Origin of the sequence: Sphingomonas gellani (genome assembly GCF_900110035.1) — a bacterium.
GTDB lineage: Bacteria > Pseudomonadota > Alphaproteobacteria > Sphingomonadales > Sphingomonadaceae > Sphingomonas > Sphingomonas gellani.
Window position 1 is genome coordinate 144580 of the sequence record NZ_FOCF01000006.1, and the last position, 21180, is coordinate 165759.

The 21180-nt window shown below is 69.5% G+C and carries 17 protein-coding genes; 6 read left to right on the forward strand and 11 right to left on the reverse strand.

Annotation, left to right across the window (positions count from 1 at the left end; translation table 11 throughout):
• Positions 1 to 74: 74 nt before the first annotated feature.
• From BMX37_RS12825 to BMX37_RS12835, 3 genes are read left to right on the forward strand one after another with little or no spacing between them, the layout of a single operon-like run.
• A complete protein-coding gene (locus tag BMX37_RS12825) occupies positions 75 to 1934 on the forward strand; it encodes an acetyl/propionyl/methylcrotonyl-CoA carboxylase subunit alpha (protein WP_093666133.1) in 1860 nt (619 codons plus the stop codon).
• The gene (locus tag BMX37_RS12830; RefSeq protein WP_093666134.1) at positions 1934 to 2386 is read left to right on the forward strand and encodes a MaoC family dehydratase; all 453 of its coding nucleotides are present in this window, start codon (positions 1934 to 1936) and stop codon (positions 2384 to 2386) included. The genes BMX37_RS12825 and BMX37_RS12830 overlap by 1 nt, the downstream gene beginning before the upstream one ends.
• The gene (locus tag BMX37_RS12835) at positions 2383 to 3219 is read left to right on the forward strand and encodes an HpcH/HpaI aldolase/citrate lyase family protein (protein WP_093666135.1); all 837 of its coding nucleotides are present in this window, start codon (positions 2383 to 2385) and stop codon (positions 3217 to 3219) included. Before BMX37_RS12830 ends, BMX37_RS12835 begins: the two co-directional genes overlap by 4 nt.
• On the opposite strand, the gene BMX37_RS12840 is transcribed toward BMX37_RS12835, so the two are convergent.
• The 6 genes from BMX37_RS12840 to BMX37_RS12865 all read right to left on the reverse strand — a co-directional run bounded on the left by BMX37_RS12840 (position 3204) and on the right by BMX37_RS12865 (position 9559).
• The gene (locus BMX37_RS12840; protein WP_093666136.1) at positions 3204 to 4061 is read right to left on the reverse strand and encodes an aldose 1-epimerase; all 858 of its coding nucleotides are present in this window, start codon (positions 4059 to 4061) and stop codon (positions 3204 to 3206) included. The two genes, BMX37_RS12835 and BMX37_RS12840, sit on opposite strands and share 16 nt — an antisense overlap.
• A 29-nt stretch (positions 4062 to 4090) precedes the next feature.
• A complete protein-coding gene (xylA, locus tag BMX37_RS12845) occupies positions 4091 to 5413 on the reverse strand; it encodes a xylose isomerase (RefSeq protein WP_093666137.1) in 1323 nt (440 codons plus the stop codon).
• A complete protein-coding gene (xylB, locus tag BMX37_RS12850; RefSeq protein WP_093666138.1) occupies positions 5413 to 6864 on the reverse strand; it encodes a xylulokinase in 1452 nt (483 codons plus the stop codon). The genes xylA and xylB overlap by 1 nt, the downstream gene beginning before the upstream one ends.
• Before the next feature lie 110 nt (positions 6865 to 6974).
• Positions 6975 to 8351 (reverse strand): sensor histidine kinase, encoded by a 1377-nt coding sequence (locus tag BMX37_RS12855; protein ID WP_093666139.1) that lies wholly within the window; start codon positions 8349 to 8351, stop codon positions 6975 to 6977.
• A 71-nt stretch (positions 8352 to 8422) separates the two neighbouring features.
• Complete coding sequence (locus BMX37_RS12860; protein ID WP_093666140.1) at positions 8423 to 9085, reverse strand: response regulator transcription factor; 663 nt, start codon at positions 9083 to 9085, stop codon at positions 8423 to 8425.
• 51 nt (positions 9086 to 9136) lie between these two features.
• Positions 9137 to 9559, reverse strand: coding sequence for a hypothetical protein (locus tag BMX37_RS12865; protein ID WP_342027860.1), 423 nt, complete (start codon positions 9557 to 9559; stop codon positions 9137 to 9139).
• On the opposite strand from BMX37_RS12865, the gene BMX37_RS12870 reads away from it, so the two are divergent.
• Both BMX37_RS12870 and BMX37_RS12875 read left to right on the forward strand, forming a co-directional pair.
• Positions 9558 to 11342 carry an ABC-F family ATP-binding cassette domain-containing protein gene (locus BMX37_RS12870; RefSeq protein WP_093666141.1) on the forward strand — a complete coding sequence of 595 codons (1785 nt, stop codon included), beginning with the start codon at positions 9558 to 9560 and terminating at the stop codon, positions 11340 to 11342. The two genes, BMX37_RS12865 and BMX37_RS12870, sit on opposite strands and share 2 nt — an antisense overlap.
• A gap of 98 nt (positions 11343 to 11440) precedes the next feature.
• Positions 11441 to 12208: an EAL domain-containing protein gene (locus BMX37_RS12875; RefSeq protein ID WP_093666142.1), complete on the forward strand. Its 768-nt coding sequence runs from the start codon at positions 11441 to 11443 to the stop codon at positions 12206 to 12208.
• A gap of 62 nt (positions 12209 to 12270) precedes the next feature.
• Here the strand turns inward: BMX37_RS12875 and BMX37_RS12880 are convergent, their stop codons facing one another.
• The 5 genes from BMX37_RS12880 to BMX37_RS12900 are packed head-to-tail and all read right to left on the reverse strand — an operon-like array spanning position 12271 to position 19945.
• Positions 12271 to 13104 (reverse strand): DUF815 domain-containing protein, encoded by an 834-nt coding sequence (locus BMX37_RS12880; protein ID WP_093666143.1) that lies wholly within the window; start codon positions 13102 to 13104, stop codon positions 12271 to 12273.
• Positions 13105 to 13137: 33 nt separating this feature from the next.
• Positions 13138 to 15096: a tetratricopeptide repeat protein gene (locus BMX37_RS12885; protein WP_139198087.1), complete on the reverse strand. Its 1959-nt coding sequence runs from the start codon at positions 15094 to 15096 to the stop codon at positions 13138 to 13140.
• Positions 15089 to 16456: a PEP-CTERM-box response regulator transcription factor gene (gene prsR / locus BMX37_RS12890; RefSeq protein ID WP_093666145.1), complete on the reverse strand. Its 1368-nt coding sequence runs from the start codon at positions 16454 to 16456 to the stop codon at positions 15089 to 15091. Before prsR ends, BMX37_RS12885 begins: the two co-directional genes overlap by 8 nt.
• Positions 16453 to 18549, reverse strand: a complete 2097-nt coding sequence (prsK, locus tag BMX37_RS12895; RefSeq protein WP_244501569.1) for an XrtA/PEP-CTERM system histidine kinase PrsK — start codon at positions 18547 to 18549, stop codon at positions 16453 to 16455. The genes prsR and prsK overlap by 4 nt, the downstream gene beginning before the upstream one ends.
• A 7-nt stretch (positions 18550 to 18556) precedes the next feature.
• Positions 18557 to 19945, reverse strand: coding sequence for a TIGR03013 family XrtA/PEP-CTERM system glycosyltransferase (locus BMX37_RS12900; protein WP_093666146.1), 1389 nt, complete (start codon positions 19943 to 19945; stop codon positions 18557 to 18559).
• Positions 19946 to 20104: 159 nt separating this feature from the next.
• Here BMX37_RS12900 and BMX37_RS12905 point away from each other — a divergent pair, with 159 nt between their 5' ends.
• Positions 20105 to 21166: a mannose-1-phosphate guanylyltransferase/mannose-6-phosphate isomerase gene (locus BMX37_RS12905; RefSeq protein ID WP_093666147.1), complete on the forward strand. Its 1062-nt coding sequence runs from the start codon at positions 20105 to 20107 to the stop codon at positions 21164 to 21166.
• Positions 21167 to 21180: the final 14 nt, after the last annotated feature.

Here is a 21180-nt window from a genome sequence, read left to right on the forward strand (position 1 = left end):
CAACCGCTGCGCGAACTTGCGTCGGGGGCCCGCTTCGCAGCAACATCCGCCCTCCCCTACCGGAATCCGCGCCCATGACGATCCGCTCGCTCCTGATCGCCAACCGCGGCGAGATCGCCTGCCGTGTCATCCGCACCGCGCGTCGGCTCGGCATCCGCACCGTCGCGGTGTATTCCGATGCGGACGCCGACGCCCTGCATGTCCGGATGGCGGACGCGGCGGTGCATGTCGGCCCCGCGCCGGCGCGCGAAAGCTATCTGATCGGCGAACGGATCATCGCGGCCGCACACGCCGCCGGGGCCGACGCGATCCATCCCGGCTATGGCTTCCTGTCCGAAAACGCCGATTTCGCGCAAGGCGTGATCGATGCCGGCCTGACATGGGTCGGCCCCGACCCGTCCAGCATCCGCGCCATGGGCCTGAAGGATGCGGCAAAGGCGCGGATGATCGCGGCGGGCGTGCCGGTCACGCCGGGCTATATGGGCGACGACCAGGGTGCGGAGCGGCTGGCCAATGAGGCGGGACGCATCGGCTATCCCGTCCTCATCAAGGCGGTGGCCGGCGGCGGCGGCAAGGGCATGCGCCGGGTCGACGATGCCGCCGACTTCGCCGACGCGCTCGGCTCCTGCCGGAGAGAGGCCGCATCCTCGTTCGGCGACGACCGCGTGCTGATCGAAAAGTACATCCTGTCGCCCCGCCATATCGAGGTGCAGGTGTTCGGCGACCGCCACGGCCATGTCGTCCACCTGTTCGAACGCGACTGCTCGCTCCAGCGCCGCCACCAGAAGGTGATCGAGGAGGCGCCCGCCCCCGGCATGGACGAGGTGACGCGCGCGGCCGTTTGCGCGGCGGCGGTGAAGGCGGCGCGCGCGGTCGACTATGTCGGCGCCGGCACGATCGAGTTCATCGCCGACGCGTCGAATGGCCTGCACCCCGACCGCGTGTGGTTCATGGAGATGAACACCCGTCTCCAGGTCGAGCATCCGGTGACGGAGGCGATCACCGGCCAAGACCTGGTGGAATGGCAACTGCGTGTCGCGGCCGGCGAACCGCTCCCCCTGACCCAGGAGGCGCTCTCCATCCACGGCCATGCGATCGAGGCGCGGCTGTATGCCGAGGATCCGTCGCGCGGCTTCCTCCCCTCGGTCGGCACGCTGGAGGCGTTCGATCTGGGCGACCCTGCCGAGACGGGCGTGCGCATCGACACCGGCGTGGAAGAGGGTGCGGTCGTCTCCCCCTTCTACGACCCGATGATCGCCAAGCTGATCGCGCATGGCGCGACGCGCGAGGATGCGCGTCGCGACCTGGCCGACGCGTTGTCGGATGCGGTGATCTGGCCGGTGCGCACCAATGCGGGCTTCCTGGTCGAGGCGCTGGAGCATGCCGACTTCGTCGCGGGCGCCGTCGATACCGGCATGATCGCACGCGAGGGCGAGGCGCTGCTGCCACCCGACCGGCCGAGCGAAGAGGCACTGGCCGCCGCCGCCGCCGAACTGGCCGGAGCGACCTTCCTCCCCGGCTTTCGCCTCAACGCGGCCCCGCGCCGGTCGGCCACGTTCCTGCTCGACGGAGCGGCGGTCGCGATCGACTTCAGCGAGGCGCCCGTGGCGGATGAGGCTGTCGACACGCAGGTGCTGGTCACCGAGGGCGGCCAGACATGGGCCCTCGCGCCGTTCCGTGGCGAGGGCGCGGCGGGCGGCGGAGCCGGCGATGGCGCGATCCTGTCGCCGATGCCCGGCCGCATCATCGCGGTCGAGGTGACGGCGGGCGCAAGCGTGCTTTCGGGCCAGAAGCTGCTGACGCTGGAGGCGATGAAGATGGAACATGCCCTGACCGCGCCCTTCGACGGCGTCGTCGCGGAACTGAACGCGGACACCGGGGCACAGGTCGCGGAGGGCACGCTGCTGGTCCGTATCGCGCGGGAGGAGGCGTGATGGCCGGCCGGTACTACGATGAATGGCATGTGGGCGACCAGATCGAGCATGAGATCCGCCGCACCGTGACGGAGACGGACAATCTGCTCTTCTCCACCATGACCCACAATCCGCAGCCGCTGCACCTGGATGCGGAGGCGGCGAAGGCGAGCGAGTTCGGGCGCATTCTGGTCAACGGCACCTTCACATTCTCGCTGATGGTCGGCCTGTCGGTCGGCGAGACCACGCTGGGCACGCTGATCGCCAATCTCGGCTATGACAAGCTGGCGATGCCCGCCCCCGTGTTCATCGGCGACACGCTGCGCGCCAGCAGCGAAGTGACGGAGATGCGCGACAGCAAATCGCGGCCCGATGCCGGGCTGGTCACGTTCCGCCACGACATGCGCAACCAGCGCGACCAGCTGGTGTGCCGGTGCCTGCGCACCGCGCTGTTGAAGAGGCGGCCCGAATGAGGCTGCGCTCGCTGTTGTTCGTGCCGGGTGACAGGCCGGAACGCTTTGCAAAGGCGGCCGCCAGCGGCGCGGACGCGATCATCCTCGACCTGGAGGATTCGGTCGCCGCCGAGCGCAAGGACTTCGCCGCCGACGCGGTGCGCGACTATTTGGGCGACCGCGTCGGCGTCACCCGTTTGGTGCGGATCAACCCGCTTGGCGGTGCGGGTCAGGCGCGCGACTTGTCCGTCGCCGCGCTGGCGGACGCGGTGATGCTGCCCAAGGCGGAGGGCGCCGCGACGATCGCGGCGTTGCTCGACGCGCTGCCCGGCTGCCCACCCATTCTGCCGATCGCTACCGAGACGCCGGCCGCGCTGTTCCAGCTGGGCAGCTACACCGCGCATGCCGACCGGCTCTGCGGCCTGACCTGGGGTGCGGAGGACCTACCCGCGGCGATCGGCGCCGCCACCAGTCGGGAGGAGGACGGCAGCTACACCGCGCCCTATCAGCTGGCGCGCTCGCTGACCCTGTTCGGCGCGCATGCGGCGGGCGTGGCGGCGATCGAAACGGTGTTTCCCGCTATCCGGGACATGGAGGACCTGGCTGCCTATGCCGCGCGGGGCGCGCTAGACGGGTTCACCGGCATGATGGCGCTGCACCCGGCACAAGTGGAGCCGATCAACGCCGCCTTCACGCCCTCTGCCCAGGCGGTCGCGTGGGCGCGCGCGGTGGTCGACGCCTTTGCGACGTCGCCGGGTGCGGGCGTGCTGACGGTGGATGGCAAGATGGTCGACGCGCCGCATCGCAAGGCGGCGGAGCGCATCCTGGCGCGTACGGATCAGGACGCGCGGTAGTCGACCGTCACGCTCATCGTTTCGCCGGGCGAGAGCCAGCGCATCTCTCCCTCGCCGCCGCGCATGTTGATCGCGTCGGTGAAGTGGCTGACCGGCTCGACACAGAAGAAGTCGCGGCCGGCGGGGACATAGACCACCGTCGACGACAATGCGTCCGATGGCGAGATCGTCAGCGTCAGGTCGCGGTCCGGCCATGCGATGACCAGGGCGCCTGACCGGCCGGCAAACACCGTATCGACATTGCGCGACGCGACCGGGCGTCCGTCCCAGCCATCGGTCGGCGCGTCGAAGCGCTCCAGCCGTTCGGGCAGGCCATCATCTGCGGTCCGCCACTCGCCCAGGTGCAGCGCGTGATACAGCGTCTGGTCGTTGCGCGGGAAATAGGGGTGGAAGCCCAGACCGGCCGGCATCGCGGTGTCGGACAGGTTCGTGACCGACAACCCCTGCCGCAGCCCGTCCACGGACAGGTCGAAACGCTGTTCGGCGACGTAGCGCCAGGGCCATTCCCCCGCCTCATGCCGATGGCGAAGCAGCGTGTGATGCTCCGAGCGCTCCCTCACCTCCCACGCCGCCAGCCAGCCAAAGCCATGCAGCGTGTGCGGATGGTCCTCACCCGGAAAATTGGGGGCCAGCCGGATCGCCTCGGTGCCCGCATAGAAGCGGCCCTGCGCGATCCGGTTGGAGAAGGGGACCAGGGGAAAACAGGCCGTGTCGAGGATGGACGGCCCGCATGTGGCGCGCAGCAGTGCCTGCCCGGCCCATTGGAACGCATCGACCGAACCGCCGCGCGCCGGCGCGACAGTCAGGCGATACTTGCCGGCCGTCAGAACGACCTCGTCCATCCTCTGCAACCCTTTGCTGGACCGGCGTCTTACACGAAACGGTTGATGATGTTCTCCAACCGCTCCTGCTTGCCCGACTTGTGCGCCGGGTTCAGGTCGCGTTCGACCGCCACGTCGGCGATGTCGGCCAGGCTGGTGCCCTGCTTGTGGATCATCTGGCCCAGCTCGCCGTCCCAGCCGGCATAGCGCTCCTTCTTGAACGCATCCAGGCGACCGTCCTCGATCAGCTTTTCCGCGTTGAGCAGCGCTGCGGCGACGACGTCCACGCCGCCGATATGGCCGTGGAACAAGTCCTCGGCATCGACCGACTGACGACGCACCTTGGCATCGAAGTTGAAGCCGCCGGTGGTGAAGCCGCCCGCACGGATGATCTCCAGAACTGCCAGCGTGGTCTCCTCGACGGAGTTCGGGAACTGGTCCGTGTCCCAGCCATTCTGCGGGTCGCCGCGGTTGGCGTCGATCGACCCGAAGATGCCCAGCGCGCCGGCCGTCGCGATCTCATGCTCGAACGTGTGGCTGGCCAGCGTGGCGTGGTTCGCCTCGATGTTGACGCACACCTCGTTCTCCAGCCCGTAGCGCTTCAGGAAGCCGTACACGGTGGCCGTGTCGAAATCGTACTGGTGCTTGGTCGGCTCGAACGGCTTCGGCTCGATCAGGATCGTGCCGGTGAAGCCGATCTTGTGCTTGTGCTCGACCACCAAGCTGAGGAAGCGGCCGAAATTGTCCAGCTCGCGCTTCAGGTCGGTGTTGATGAGCGTCTCGTAACCCTCACGACCGCCCCACAGGACGTAATTCGAGCCGCCCAGCCGGTGCGTCGCTTCCAACGCGGCACGGACCTGCATCGCACCCCAGGCATAGACCTCCGGGTTCGGGTTGGTCGCGCCGCCGGCGGCATAGCGCGGGTCGGAGAACAGGTTGGCGGTGCCCCACAACAGCTTCACGCCGCTGTCGCCCTGCAGCTTTTCCAGATGGTCGACGGCGGTGCCGAAATTCTTCTGGTATTCGGAAACGTTGCTGGCCGCTTCCATCACGTCGACGTCGTGGAAGCAGTAGAAGGGCAGGTCCAGCTTCTTGACGAACTGGAACGCCACCTCGCGCTTCATCGCGGCTGCTTCGCCCGAATGGGCATGCGCCTGCCACGGACGGTGGAACGTGCCGGGACCGAACACGTCGGACCCCTGCCAGCAGAAGGTGTGCCACATGCACACGGCGAAGCGGAGCTGCTCCTCCATGGTCTTGCCGAGCACGACCCGGTTCTTGTCATAAAAGCGATAGGCGAGTTCGTTGGTCGTTTCTGGCCCTTCGAACTTGATCGTGTCGATCGCGGCGAAATAGTCGGTGGCGGCAGACATTATTGGCCTTTCTTCGGGGTAATACGGGGATAGGCGTCGCGGAACGCGGCCTTGCGCGGGGCAAGCCGCTCGACCAGCGTCGCTTCGGGGTCGATCTGGCGCGCGATGGGGGGCTGGGCGCAGACCTGTTCGGGCGTGCCGCCGTCGACGGCGATCTGCGCAAGCCGCGCCGCGCCCAGCGCCGGGCCGACTTCGCCGCCCTGCAGGTAGACCAGCGGCACCTCGAACGCGGATGCGATGATGCGGCCCCAATAGCCTGAGCGCGCACCGCCGCCGATCACCGACAGGCGGTCGACCTGGGTGCCGGCGTCACGCAGCGCGTCGAGGCCGTCGGCCAGGGCAAAGGCGACCCCCTCCAGCACCGCCTGAGACAGGCGGCCGGCGTCGGTGTCGTTGTCCAGGCCCAGGAACGCGCCGCGCACATGCGCATCGTTATGCGGCGTGCGTTCGCCGGACAGATAGGGGAGGAAGATCTCCGCGCCCGTACCCGGCCCACTCGTCTCCGCACGCGCGAACAGGTCGGCCGGACCCGCGGCGCCGGTCAGCCGCGCCACCCAGTCGATGCAGGACGCGGCGGACAGGTGGACGCTCATCTGGTGCCACATGTCGGGCAGGCAGTGGCAAAAGGCGTGCACCGCCCGCGCCGGATTGGGCCGGAACGTGTCCGTCGCGACGAAGATCACGCCAGACGTGCCCAGCGACAACAGCGCGTCACCGTCCTTCACCACGCCGACACCGGCCGCGCCCGCCGCATTGTCGCCGCCACCGGCTACCACCGGCACCGCCGGCATGCCCCATAGCTCGGCCACCTCGGGCCGCAGCGTGCCGGTCGCCTCCGTCCCCTCGAACAGGCGCGGCATGGCCGACTCGTCGAGACCGCACGCGGACAGCAATTCCGCGCTCCACGCCCGCTTCGCCACGTCCAGCCACAGCGTACCGGCGGAATCGGACAGGTCGGACGCCTTGTCGCCCGTCATCTTCAGCCGGACATAATCCTTCGGCAACAGAACGGTGCGGACGCGGTCGAACACGTCCGGCTCATGATTGCGCACCCACAACAGCTTGGGAGCGGTAAAGCCCGGCATCGCAATGTTGCCCGCGATATCGCGCAGGGCGGGCACCGCCGCCTCCAGCTCCGTGCACTCCGCATCGGACCGGCCGTCGTTCCACAGGATGGCTGGCCGCAGCGGGCGGTCCGACTCGTCCAGCAACGTCGCGCCGTGCATCTGGCCCGCCACGCCGACGCCGCGCACGGAGCGTCGCAGCGCCGGATCGATCGCCTGCACCGCCGCCGTGGTCGCCATCCACCAGCTTTCGGGATCCTGTTCGGACCAGAGCGGATGCGGGCGCTGCACCGTCAGCGCGGCGACGCCCTGACCGGCGACCGCGCCAGCCTCGTCAAGAACCACCGCCTTCACGCCGGATGTCCCGACGTCGATGCCTAGAAACACCCCGGCTCCTCCCTGTAACGCCCATGCCATGCCGCTGGGTCTGCGCGTATGTTAGCGCTACTATTAGGGGCCGTCGAGTGGTTTGTCCGGCAGTTCACCGCCCGCGCGTGTCAGCCGGTCTGGACCGCCGCTGGCAGGCGCAAACGGACCATCAGGCCGCCCAGATCCTCGCTCTCTTCCAGCGCCACCGTGCCGCCATAGATTTCCGCCACGTCACGCACGATGGCGAGACCCAGGCCAGTGCCCGGCTTGCCCGTGTCCAGCCGCACGCCCCGGTCGAAGATGCGGACGCGGTCGGCCTCGGGAATGCCGGCGCCGTCGTCCTCGACCAGGATCTCGACATAACCCGCCTCCGCCCGCACCGTGACGAAGACGCTGCCGCCGCCATATTTGGCCGCGTTCTCGATCAGGTTGCCCAGCATCTCGTCCAGGTCCTGACGCTCGACATGGACCTGAAGCCCTTTGGGGCCGTCCATGTCGATCCGCACGTCGCGGTACAGCCGCCCCACCGCGCGCTCCACCGACTCGACCGAGGGCCACACATCGGCGCGGCTGTGCGCCGATCCGCGCCGGCCGACGGCGCGGGCGCGGGCCAGATGGTGGTCGACCTGCCGCCGCATGGTGCGCGCCTCCCGCACCACCGTTTCCGCCAGGTCGTCTGCATTGGCGGTCGCCGCGTTCATGATGACCGTCAGCGGTGTCTTCAGCGCATGGGCCAGGTTGCCGGCATGGCGCCGCGCCTCCTCCGCCTGCCGCTCGTTGTGTTCGATCAGCGCGTTCAATTCCTCCACCATCGGCGCGACCTCGACCGGCATGGCGGACGATACGCGACTCGACCGCCCCTCGCGCATGCGGATGATCTCCGCCCGCACGCGGCGGAGCGGCCACAGCCCGTAAAAGGTCTGCAACGCCGCCAGCACCGTCAGCCCCAGCCCGAGCAGCACGAAGCTGCGCACCAGCGTACGGCGCAGCACGGCGATCTGTTCGTCCAGGCCGCTGCGGTTCTGCGCCACCTGGAAACGCCAGAAGACGTTGGATCCCGGCAACCGCGCATCACGCTCCACGATCTGCAGCTTTTCGCCGCCGAGTTGCACCGACTCGTAATAATGCGTCTCGCGATACCGACGATTGGCGCCGTAGCGCAGCCGTTGGTCCCACAAGGAGCGAGAGCGGAACGGCTCCAGCCCGGGCGCCGACACCTGCCAGTACAGACCGGAATTCGGCTCAACGAAACGCTGGTCGGCCAGTTCGCGGGTGAACAGCACCTCCCCATCCGGTCCGATTTCGGAGGTCAGCAGGCGCGACTGGAGCCAGTATTCCAGCTGGTCGTCGAAATTGCGCGTCACGGCGCTCGCCAGCACCTTGTCGAGCGCATAGCCGCCGCCGCTCAGGAGCAGCGCGATCCACACCGCCGCGATCAGGATCATCCGCCGCGACAGCGATCCGGTGGTCGGACCGCGCCGCGCGGACGCCTGTACGCTCGTCATGTCATCCGGCCGGCCGGCCTCAGCCGACCCGACCACGCGCGACGGGTCCGCTTCCGCCACGCCGGGCGACCTCAGGCCGGCTCTTCGAGGCTGTAGCCGAGACCACGGATGGTGGTGATGACATCCTGGCCCAGCTTCTTGCGGATGCGGGTCACGAACACCTCGATCGTGTTGGAATCGCGATCGAAATCCTGGTCATAGATATGCTCGATCAACTCGGTCCGGCTGACCACCTTGCCCTTGTGGTGGAGCAGGTAGCTGAGCAGCTTGTATTCCTGCGCGGTCAGCTTCACCGGCTCACCCGCCCGCGTGACCTTGCCCGACCGCGTGTCGAGCCGCACGTCACCCGCCGTCAGTTCGGACGAGGCGTTGCCGGACGCGCGGCGGATCAGCGCGCGCAACCGAGCGATCAGTTCCTCCGTCTGGAACGGCTTCGCGACGTAATCGTCGGCGCCCGCGTCCAGCCCGGCGACCTTGTCCGACCAGCTGTCGCGCGCGGTCAGCACCAGCACCGGCGCGGTGCGCCCCTCCTTGCGCCAGCGGTCCAGCACCGTCAGCCCGTCCACCTCCGGCAGGCCCAGGTCGAGCACGATCGCGTCGTAATTTTCCGTGGAGCCGAGGAAATGCCCCTCCTCACCGTCCGTGGCGAGGTCGATGGCGTACCCTGCCCCCTCCAGCGTGTTCTTCAACTGCTGGCCGAGAGAGGGTTCGTCCTCGACGATCAGAACGCGCATTCGTGTGTTTCCCTTCCCAATCGCTTGGCCGATCCCGGCCGGCCGCCCATGCTACCTGTCGGTGCGCCCGACGATGTTGCCCGACCGGCCGTCGACATAGATCCAGATCACCTGGCCGTCGCGCAGGAACTTCAGCGTATAGGCGGCGGAGCCCATGTCGAAGTCGAAGCCGAGATATTGCGCACCCTTCATCGCCGGGATCACCCTGGCCTCTATGGTGCGGATCGACAGGATACGGCCGTCGCGCCGCGCCTCGAACGCCTCGGCCTGTTCGCTGTGCCGCTGCGCCGCGACAGGCGCGGGGGCGGCGAAGGCGAAAAGCAGCAGGAGGGGTGCGGTCATCCTCATGACGTGCTGCCATAGCCGCATGGCATTGAACAGCCTGTGAATGATCGCGCGGTTGATCGCGCACCCGCGCACCACGCGCGCCTGCTTGCCCGCATGGCCAACCAGCCCTACCTCGCGGTGCATCATGGCAGCTCCCATTCTTGCGTTCGAAGACCTCGGCATCATTCAGGGGTCGGGGTGGCTGTTCCGCCATCTCGACGTGTTCATCGGCGCGCGCGACCGGCTGGCGCTGATCGGTCGTAACGGCGCCGGCAAGACGACGTTCCTGAAACTGCTCGCCGGCCGCATCGATGCGGACGAGGGGCGGCGGACCATTGTACCGGGCACCAACGTCGTGCTGCTGGAACAGGACCCCGACGTCTCCCCCTTCGCCACCCTGGCGGATTACGTGCTGAGCGGCGCCAATCCGCCGGAGCGGTACGAGGCGGAGGCGATCGCGGGGCAACTGGGCATCGACCTGTCGCGAGAGGCCAGCACCGCGTCGGGCGGCGAACGGCGCCGCGCAGCGATCGTCCGCGCGCTGGCGCAGAACCCGGACGTGCTGCTGCTGGACGAGCCGACCAACCACCTCGACATCGCCGCCATCGAGTGGCTGGAAGGGTGGCTGTCCCGCTTCACCGGCGCGTTCGTGGTCATCAGCCACGATCGCACTTTCCTCACCCGCCTGACCCGCCAGACGCTGTGGCTCGACCGCGGCGCCGTGCGCCGGGCGGAGATCGGGTTCGGCGGCTTCGACGCCTGGACCGAACAGGTCTATGCCGAAGAGGAGCGCAACGCCGCGCGCCTCGACGCGAAGCTGAAGATCGAGGAGCATTGGCTCCAGCGCGGCGTGACCGGCCGGCGTCGCCGCAACCAGGGCCGCCTCGCCAAGCTAAAGGAGATGCGCGCGGTCCGGGCGGCGATGATGGGGCCACAGGGTGCCGCCGCGATCGCGCTGGGCAATGACGACGCCAAGTCGAAGATCGTGATTGACGCGGAGCATGTGTCGAAGACGTTCGGCGACCGTGCCGTAATCCGCGACCTGACCCTGCGGGTGACGCGCGGCGATCGTATCGGCATCGTCGGCGCGAACGGCGCGGGCAAGACCACGCTGCTGCGCATGCTCACCGGCGAGCTGGAACCGGATACCGGCACCGTGAAGCGGGCGAAGACGCTGGACGGCATCGTCATCGACCAGCAGCGCCGCCTGATGTCTCCGGAAAAGCGGGTGCGCGACGTGCTGGCGGACGGCGGCGACTGGATCGACGTGCTCGGCACGCGCAAGCATGTCCACGGCTATCTCAAGGAATTCCTGTTCGACCCCTCGATCGCAGAGGCGCGGGTCGGCACGCTGTCGGGCGGCGAGCGATCCCGCCTGTTGCTGGCGCGCGAATTCGCCCGCCATTCCAACCTCCTGGTGCTGGACGAGCCGACCAACGACCTCGACCTGGAAACGCTGGACCTGTTGCAGGAGGTGATCGCCGATTACGACGGCACCGTGCTGATCGTCAGCCACGACCGCGACTTCCTCGACCGCACCGTAACGGTGACGCTGGGGCTGGACGGGTCGGGCAAGGTCGACGTGGTCGCCGGCGGGTATGAGGATTGGGAGCGCAAGCGCACGCCGCCGGCGGAGGCCCGCAAGGCCCCGGCCAAGGCGACCGCCGCCCCTGCGCCGACCGCTCGCCCGGCGCGCGCGAAGCTCAGCTACAAGGATCAGCGCGACTACGACCTGCTGCCCACCCGCATCGAGGAGATCGAGGCCGCGATCGCGCGTGACGAGGCGGCGATGGCCGATCCGAACCTTTACACGCGCGATCCCGCCGCCTTCGACCGACTGAGCCGCGCGATCGACGCCGCGCGCGCCGAAAAGGATGCGGCCGAGATGCGCTGGCTGGAACTGGCCGAACAGGTGGAGACGCTGGCGTAACGGGACTGGTGTAGCCCCCGCGAACCTACCCCGCGCGGCCGCAAGTCACGGTAAATTAGGACTTCATGCGCCATGGCGGGCGTCATGGACGTGAAACGATGAGCGGATGCGAGGGGTGCCGGCAGGCTGGCGCACAGTTCGACCTGGCCATGGCCTTTCAGCCGATCGTCGACATCCGGACGGGTCGGGCCTGGGCCTATGAGGCGTTGGTGCGCGGTCCGAACGGAGAGGGCGCGGGCCATGTGCTGGGCGCCGTCACCAGCGAGAATCGCTACGCCTTCGACCAGCAATGCCGGGTCGCCGCGATCACCGGGGCCGTCGCCGCCGGGATCGTCCACACGGGCGCGCGCCTGTCGATCAACTTCCTGCCCAACGCGGTCTATTCACCCGTGGCGTGCATTCAGCTGACGCTGAAGACCGCGGCGGCGGTCGGCTTTCCCACCGACCGTCTGATCTTCGAGTTCACCGAGAACGAGGAGATGGCCGACACCGCGCATGTCGCCAACATCATCGAAACGTACAAGCGGATGGGCTTCGCGACCGCTTTGGACGACTTCGGCGCCGGCCATGCCGGCCTGTCGCTGCTCGCGCGCCTTCAGACCGATGTCGTCAAGCTGGACATGGAGCTGATCCGGAACATCGATGCCAGCCTGCCCCGGCGCATGATCGTCGAGGGGCTGATCCAGATGTTCGACCGCATGAACATCGGCGTCATCGCGGAAGGGATCGAGACGTTCGGCGAATACGAGACGCTGCGCGACATGGGCGTGCGCTACATGCAGGGGTATCTGCTCGCGCGGCCGGGTTTCCGCACGCTAGCCGCCCATGTGATCCCGGACGCGCAGGCCGAGCGGCAGCGCATGTAACGTCGCAGGCATTTCTCCGACCCGCCTGAGCTGCGCAACGGGCTTCGCCTGCGATCGTTCGATCAAATCGCGCGGCCCTCCCGCCCCGCCAGCTCCACCACATACTGCCACGCCACGCGTCCCGAGCGGCTGCCGCGCCGCGTCGCCCATTGCACCGCATCGTCGGCATCGAAGGGCAGGTCGTGCCGCGCGGCATAGGCGGACACGATGGCAAGATACGCGTCCTGGTCCAGCACGTGGAACCCCAGGCTCAGGCCGAAACGGTCGGCCAGCGCCAGTTGATCGTCGATCGCGTCGCGCGGGTTGATCGCGCTGGACTGCTCGTCCAGGTCGCGCGGCAACAGGTGCCGGCGGTTGGCGGTGACCAGCAGCCGCGTGTTGACGGGCCGCTCCTCCGCCCCGCCCTGCAACAGCGACCGCAGCGCCCGCGCCTCCCCCGGCTCGTCGAAGCCGAGATCGTCGATGAACAGCACGAACCGACGCGGCACCGGCGCCAGCGCGGCGAACAGCGCGGGCAGTGTGTCCAACCCCGCGACATCGACCAGCGCCAGCGCCGCCGGCTCGTCCGGTCGGTCGGCTTCCGCCTGCACGGCCGCCACCGCACTTTTCACCAGCGCCGACTTGCCGGTTCCCCGCGCGCCCCACAACAAGACATCGTGCGCAGCATGGCCCGCCGCGTGCCGCCGCAACATACCGAGCAGCGCCGCCTTTTGCCGGTCGATCCCGACCAGCATGTCCAGCGGCACCGCCGCGACGCGCTGCGCATCGACCAGCACGCCGTCGCGCCAGATCATCGCGGGCGCGGTGGCCGGGTCGGCGGCCGTAGGCGGTGGCGGCGCCAGCCGCTCCAGCGCGGCGGCGATCCGGTGCAGGCTGTGTCGAAGGGCGTCGCTCATGCCAGCCGCCGTAGCGCAGTCGGATGCCCCGCGTCAGCCCGCCGCCATCGTCTGTGCCTTCGCCTCAAGCTGGGCCGCACCGTCCTCGTCACCCATCGCGTGCAGCACGGCGGCATAGGCGCCGATCACCGCCGCTTTTCCGGGCATCAGGCGATAGGCCGCGCGCGCGGTCCGGAGGGCCGCGTCACCCCTGCCCGCGCCCGCATAGGCCCGCGCCAGATCGGCCAGCAGCGCCGCGTCGCGGCTACCCACCCGGTCGCGCACCCGCTCCAGAGAAGTTATGGCGGCACTCCATTGACCGGCCGCCACCTGCCAGTGACCGACCAGCCGCAGCGCGAGCGTACTGGTCGGGTTCTGCGCCAGATAGGTGGCCAGCACCCGCGTCGCCTCCCCCGCCCGACCTGCCCGGCCCAGCGCATCGACCAGCCTCAACAGGCCCGGTTCGTCGAAGCGCAGGTCGGCGGCACGGCCGAACGCCAGCGCGGCACCGGCGGCGTCGCCGCGCATCAGGCGCACGTCGCCCGCCGCGATCTGCGCCGCCGGCGCGCCCGGACTGGCCCGCGCCAGCCTGTCCGCCGCCGCCAGCGCTCCCGCGCCGTCGTGGCTGGCGATCAGGCCACGGATCAGCATCAGCACGCGCGTCGGTTCGGTCGGACCTTCATCCACATCGGCCGCCAGCGTTCCGATATCGGCGGCGGCGGGGAAGCTGGTCGCCGCCCCCTGCGCACCCCGCATGGCCCGGTCGTGCAGGCGCGCCGCATCGCCCCTGTTGCCGGTCGCGGCCATCGCACGCGCCGCCACCTCCAGCGTATAGGCGTCCGCATCGGCGCGCATCCCCACCGGCCGCAGGATCGCCACCGCCCCTGCCGGATCGCCCGATCGCAACAATGCGGCCCCCAGCAAACGCCGCGCGACGATGTTGTTGGGCTGCATGCCGACCAGCTGCCGCAATTGCGCCACCGCCGCCTCCGGCGCGTTGCCCGCATAATCGAGCGCTCCGCCCAGAAACAGCGCCGCCGGCGTGCTCCCGACGCCGTCACCCGCATAATCCAGCAGGCTGCGCGCCAACACAGGCCGGCCCGCCCGCGCGGCCAGCACCGCCTGCAGGTACAGGGCCTGTGGCGATCCGGGCCGGACCGCCAGGGCCCGCCGGGTCGACGCCAGCATCTCGCGATACAGGCCCAGATCACCCAGCGTCGCAGCCTGTTCGATCAGCGCAGGGTGGTCGGCCGGATCGCGCTTCAACGCCTCCGCAAACCATGGCAGCGCGGCCGCAGGGCCATAGCGCTTGCGCACCACCTCGCCTTGCAGAGTTAGCGCGGCAGCGTCGCTCCGGTCCAGCGCGACCGCGCGCGCCGCCGCATCGGCGGCAGCGCCAACCTCTCCGCCGGTCAAGCGGATGCGGCCCAGTTCGCGCCAGGCCTGCGCGTCGCCGGGCGTTTCCTCCAGCAGGGCCACCAGCTCCGCCTGCGCCGCGCCGCGCTTCCCCGACGCCGCCAAGGCTCGTGCGCGCACCCGGCGCGCAGCCGCGACATAGGGAGACCGTGCGCGTGCCGCTTCGGCCAGCGCGCCGTCGTCGTCCCCCTGCAACAGCCTGGCTTCCGCACGCAGGTGATACAACCGGGATCGCGGCACCCCCGCCGCTCTCGCCCGCGCCAATGCAGCCTCTGCCGCGACACCGTCGCCAAGCGCCAGATAGGCGCGCGCCAGGATCATCTGCGCCGGTGCGGAGCCGGGCATCCCCCGCGCGGCCGCCAACGCCGCGTCGCGGGCCGCCGTCCATCGCCGTTCCTGCAAGGCGCTACGCGCCTGCGCCAGTGACTGCACGGGATCGCGGCCGGGTGCCTGCACCGCCAACAGCGCCAGCAGCCCGATCGCCACCACCAGGATCGCCGCCGCAATCCAGCGCCGCCACGCCAGCCCGGACAAGCGCCAGCGGCGTCTCGACCGTCGCCGCCGCCGATACAGGGGGTAACGCACGGCCTCAGCCATGCATGCCATAGCCCTTGAGCAGGTCGTACAGCGTCGGCCGGCTGATGCCGAGCAGGCGTGACGCGCCGGAGATATTCCCCTCCGCCCGCGCCAGTGCCCGCGCGATCGCCTTGCGGTCCGCCGCCTCGCGCACCACGCGCAGGTTCAACGCGTCGCCCTCATCCTCCGGCTCGGACAGGTCCAGATCCGCGGCGGTGATCAGCCGCCCGTCCGCCATGATGACCGCCCGCTTTACCCGGTTCTCCAGCTCACGGACGTTGCCCGGCCAGCGCCAGCCATCCACCGCCGCGCGCGCATCGGGGGACAGGCCGGTCACCGCCGGGTTCAGGCTCTTGGCGTGCCGCGTCACGAACGCCTTGGCCAACAGCGCCGCGTCGCCCGTCCGTCCGCTCAGCGGCGGGATGCGCACCACGATCTCCGCCAGGCGGTAATACAGGTCCTCGCGGAACCGCCCATCCGCGACCATCGCATCCAGGTCCTGATGCGTCGCACAGACGATGCGCGTGTCCACCGGGATCGCCTTGCGCCCGCCGATCCGCTCGATCACCCGTTCCTGAAGAAAGCGGAGCAGCTTGACCTGCAACGCCAGCGGCACGTCGCCGATCTCGTCCAGGAACAGCGTGCCGCCGGCCGCCGCCTCGATCTTGCCCTCGGTCGTCTTGACCGCGCCGGTGAAGGCGCCCTTTTCATGCCCGAACAGCTCGCTTTCCAGCAGCGTTTCCGGAATGGCGGCACAGTTGATCGCGACGAACGCACCCTTGCGGCGCGGTCCCGCCTCATGCAGCCCGCGCGCCAGCACCTCCTTGCCCGTGCCGCTCGCCCCCAGCAGCATCACCGACACATCGGCCGGCGCGACGCGTTCCAGCGTGCGGATCACCTTGGCCATTTCGGGCGCGGCGGTGATCAGGCCGCCGAACCTGCCGACGATCGTTCCCGCCGCCAGCCGTCGGTTCTCCGCCTCCAGCGCCTGAACGTGGAACGCGCGGGCGACGATCAGCCCCAGTGCGTCGATGTCGATGGGCTTGCTGTAGAAATCCCACGCCCCCTCCGCGATCGCGCGTCTGGCCGATTCGCGCGCGCCATGACCGGATGCGACGATGACCTTCAGGTCCGGCTTCAGCGCCAGCATCGCCGCCAGCGTCGCGAAGCCTTCCTCCACCCCGTCGGAATCCGGCGGCAGCCCCAGATCGAGTGTCGCGACCGCCGGCTCATGCAGGCGAAGCGCGTCGATCGCAGCGGCGCGATCGGCGGCGATCACCACCTCATAGCCCTCATAGGCCCAGCGCAGCTGGCGGCAGAGTTCGGGATCGTCCTCCACCACCAGCAACACGGGCCGCCCCTCCGCCACGCGGCCGCTCATGCCGCGGCCTCCAGCGTCGCCGATCCCAACCCTGCCGGTCCCAGCCCCGCCGGTCCCACTGCCACCGGTAGGACGATGCGGAACCGCGTCCCCTCCCCTTCGCGGCTGGTGACGCTCAGGCGCCCGTTCATCGCTTCCACCAGCTGGCGCGCCTCATGCGCACCCAAACCGAACCCGCCCGCCTTGGTCGACACGAAGGGGCGGAACAGCTCGTCGCGCACAAAGGCGGGCGACATGCCACAGCCATGGTCCGCCACCTCCACCCATGCCTCACCGTCGCGCTGGCCCGTCGACAACAGCACCGGCTCGCCCGCGTCGCTGGCCTCCGCCGCGTTCTGGATCAGTTGGCGCAGCACCTGTTCCAAGCGGCCGGACTGCGCGCGCACCCACACGGGCCCCGTGGCGCGTGCCGCGATCGGATGACCGGCCTTCCGCTCGGCCGCGAGGCGCGCCGCCAGTGCGGACGCGTCCACCGCACCCACCGGCTCGTCCGGCGGCAGCGCCCGCTGCGACAGGCGCGCGAGCAGCATCGTCATCCGGTCCGACGACCCACGCAGCGTCTCGATCATGTCAGCGCGGAACGCCGGATTGTCGGCATGACGCTCCGCATTGCGGGCGACCAGGCTCAGCTGGCTGGCCAGGTTCTTGATGTCGTGCATGATGAAGGCGAAGCGGCGGTTGAACTCGTCGAAGCGATGCGCGTCGGCCAGCGCGGCATGCGCGCGATCCTCGGCCAGGTAACTCGCCGCCTGACGCCCTGCGACGCGCAGCAGGTCCAGGTCCTCCCAGTCCAGCGATCGGTCGACCAGCGGCCGTGCCAGCAGGATCGCACCGACCAGCGCCTCCGCATGCAGCAACGGTACCAGCGCCCACGCATCCGGCCGATCGATCATCCATTGCGGCACCGCTGCCGCCTCTTCCGCCGGCACGCGGTCGCCGCGCGAATCGGCGCGGATCTGGTCGAGTTCGACGATGCGCTGCGTGGTGCAGAGATGGCGGGCGATCGCCTCGTCCCCATCGCCCTCCGGCGCGACGTCCATGTCCCACGACCAGCCTTGTCGCGGCACCAGCCCGCCACCCTCGACCAGCAGCAACAGCCCGGCGGGGGAGCCGGTCATTTCTGCCACCGCCTTCACGATGCGCGTGGTGAGCGGCGGCGCGCCTTCGCCCGGTCGGCCCAGCGTTTCCGCGAACCGCTGCCATTCGGCGCGATAGTCGTAGCGGTGCCGGAACAGGTGCTTGGCGACCATCACCCCGATCCACGACCTGAGCCAGGGGGTGGAGGCCAGGGTGACGAGCGCGGCGGTGGCGCCGAACACTATCGCGGTCTGCGCGATTCGCGCACCCTCGCCCCAGACCCGGCCGGCCAGCGCCGTCACCAGCAGCACGGCGCCGACATACAGCGCCAGCGCCACCGCCACCACGGACCGCACCGCGACCGCGCGAGAGATCGATACCGCCCAGTCGCCGCCCTTGCGCGCACCGGTCCAGGCCAGCAGCGCGATGGGGATCATCGCCACGCCGCGCATCGCCGCCAGCACGTCCGAACTGCCCGGGATCATGTAATCGGCGCTGAACAGCAGCAGGTCCGTCGCCCACATCCCCGCCAGCGCCAGCGCGACCAGCCTGAGGCCCCCCGCTCGTGCGCCGCCGCCACCGAGCAACAGGTCGCGCATCAGCACCAGGGCGCTGACCGCGGTCATCATCCGCAGCAGGACCATGGTGGCGGTGACATCGGCCAGCGTCGCCGGCTGCCGCACCACGCTGGCCGCCATCGCGAGCAGGGTCGCCGCCGCCGTGACCAGCATCACCACGCCATAGACCAGGGCGACACCCCAGCCGTTGACCCGGCCGCGCCGGACCAGCGCCAGCATGAAGCCCAGCCACGCGATGTCGCGCACCGACTCCGCCAGCCGCGCGGCCAGGTCCCCCGCGTCGATCCCCGCCACCGCCAGCGCCCACAGGCCGGTCGACGCCAACGCCACCGCGAACGCGCGCCGGGGCAGGCCGCTCCCCGTGACGCGTTGCGCCAGTGCCGCGCCGAAGATCAGCGCGACAAGCGTGTGCGTCCACAGGGTGAGCAGGGCGATCACCACTCGCTCACCGGGCCCCCGCCGGCCACAGCACCACGCGCAGGGTCTGCAACAGGATCAGCAGGTCGAGGAACGGCGAATAATTCTTGGCGTAATACAGGTCGTATTCCAGCTTGTGCCGCGCATCCTCGATCGACGCGCCATAGGGAAAGTTGATCTGTGCCCAGCCGGTGATCCCCGGCTTCACCGTGTGCCGCTCGGCGTAAAAGGGCAGCGCGCGTTCCAGCTCTTCCACGAACTGGGGCCGTTCGGGTCGCGGCCCGACAAAGCTCATCTCGCCCTTCAGCACGGTCCAGCACTGCGGCAACTCGTCGATCCGCACCTTGCGGATGAAGCGGCCGATGCGGGTCACGCGCGGGTCGGCCTGCGCCGCCCAGACCGCACGCCCGCCACTCTCCGCATCCTGCCGCATGGATCGCAGCTTCAGGATGTCGAAGCTCTGGCTGTACAGGCCGACGCGCCGCTGGCGGTAAAAGGCCGGACCGGGCGACTCCAGCTTGATGAGCAGCGCGGTCACCAGGATCACCGGCAGCGTGACCGCCAGCAGCAGCAGGCTGGCGGCGATGTCGAACGCGCGCTTGGCCGCGCCGGACAGCATGCGTCCCGACGCAAACCCGTCAGAAAAGATCAGCCAGGACGGATTGACGCTCGCCAGGTCGATGCGACCGGTTTCGCGTTCCAGAAAGGTCGACAGGTCGCTGACCTGGATGCCCGCCGTCCGCACCTTCAACAGGTCCTTGAGCGGCAGGGCGTTGCGACGCTCCTCCAGCGCCAGCACCACCTCCGACGCGTCGAGGCGCACCGCATGATCGGCCAGGTTGCCGACCCGGTCGCGCTGTTCCGCCTGAACCGCCCCGGCCGCATCGCCGCCCATCGCGACGAAGCCCGCCACTACGAAGTTGATCCCCGGCTCCGTCGACAGCGCCTGAACCTGCGCCGCGCGGCGCCCCGCGCCCAGCACCAGCACGCGCCGCTTGAACCGCTCACTGCCCAACGTCCGCCCCAGCAGGGCGCGCACCGCCACCAGCAGCACCCCCGCCATCATCATCGCGTACAGCAGGTTGGAGCGCCACAGGCTGAGCGGCGGCACCAGGAAATAGACCAGCGCCAGGAATATCGTGCCCAGCGAAATCGCCACCACCAGTCGCGCGGCGGCGAAGCGCAGCGATCGGAACGACGCCGCGCCGTATGCCCCGACCGCGACCAGGGCGAGCTGCATCGCGGCCGCGAAACTCACCATCTGCGGCAATCGCTCGGCCAGCGAACCCGGCGCCATATCGATCTGCCGCGCGCGCACCAGCCAGCTGAGATCGGCCGCGATCAGCAGCGACAACGCGTCCACCACGCCGAGCAGCAGCACCGCGTGTGGGACATAATGCTTGAACAGCCGAACCATGTCGCCCTTGACCTCGCCGGACCCGTGTAAGCTTTTCCGACATGCGGCTGTGACCGAAAAGGGCTAACAACCCTTGAATCGTTACGCGGGTGAAACCCGTTGCGTCCGCCCGTGTTATACGACAGCAACGGTGGCGTCCGCCGCCCACAGGGAACAACAATGCAGTCTTCCATCGTGCCCGTCATCCTGTCGGGCGGTTCCGGTACGCGTTTGTGGCCCATGTCGCGGGCCGAAAAACCCAAACAGCTGCTGGCCCTGACGGCCGATGAGACCATGCTGCAACTGACCGCCGGCCGCACCGCCGGCGAGCGTTTCGCCGCCCCCATCGTGGTCGCCAACGCGCAGCATGCCGATATGGTCGAGGAACAGCTGGCGCAGGCGGGGCAGGCGCCAAGCGCGCTGGTGCTGGAACCGATGGGACGCAACACCGCGCCCGCCATCGCCCTCGCCGCGATCGTGGCGGGTGGCGGGTCGCAGGCGCTGCTGGTGATGCCGTCCGACCATGTCATCGCCGACCTTCCGGCGTTCCACGCCGCGATCCAGGCCGCGCTGCCCAAGGTGGAGGCTGGCTGGCTGGTCACGTTCGGCATCTCCCCCGACGCCCCGGAGACCGGCTATGGCTGGATCCAGGTCGGCGAGGCGGTCGGCGAGGGCGTTCACCGCGTCGCGCGTTTCGTGGAAAAACCGCCGCTGGAGCGGGCGCAGGAGATGCTGGCGTCGGGCGACCATGTCTGGAACGGCGGCATCTTCCTGTTCCGGGCAGACACCTATCTCGCGGCGCTGGCCGAGCATGCGCCCGGCATGCTCACTGCCGCGCAGGAGTCGATGGCGGCCGCCCGGCATGACGGCACGCGCATCTTCCCCGACGCCCGCGCGTTCGGCGCCTCCCCCTCCGACTCGATCGATTATGCGGTGATGGAGCGCGCCGACAAGGTTGCAGTGGTTCCGGTCGCGATGGGTTGGAACGATGTCGGCAGCTGGGACGCGCTGCACGGGATCAGCGACACTGACGCCGCCGGCAACGCGCATCGTGGTGAGGTGCTGGCGATCGAGACGGCCAATTGCCTGGTCCATACCGACGGCCCGCGCGTGGCGCTGGTCGGGGTGGAGGATCTGATCGTGGTCGCCAGCGGCAACGACGTGCTGGTGCTGCCGCGCGGCCGCAGCCAGGAGGTGAAGAAGCTGATCGAGGCGATGAAGAACGACCCGGCGAGGACCTGAGCGCCGAAATTCGC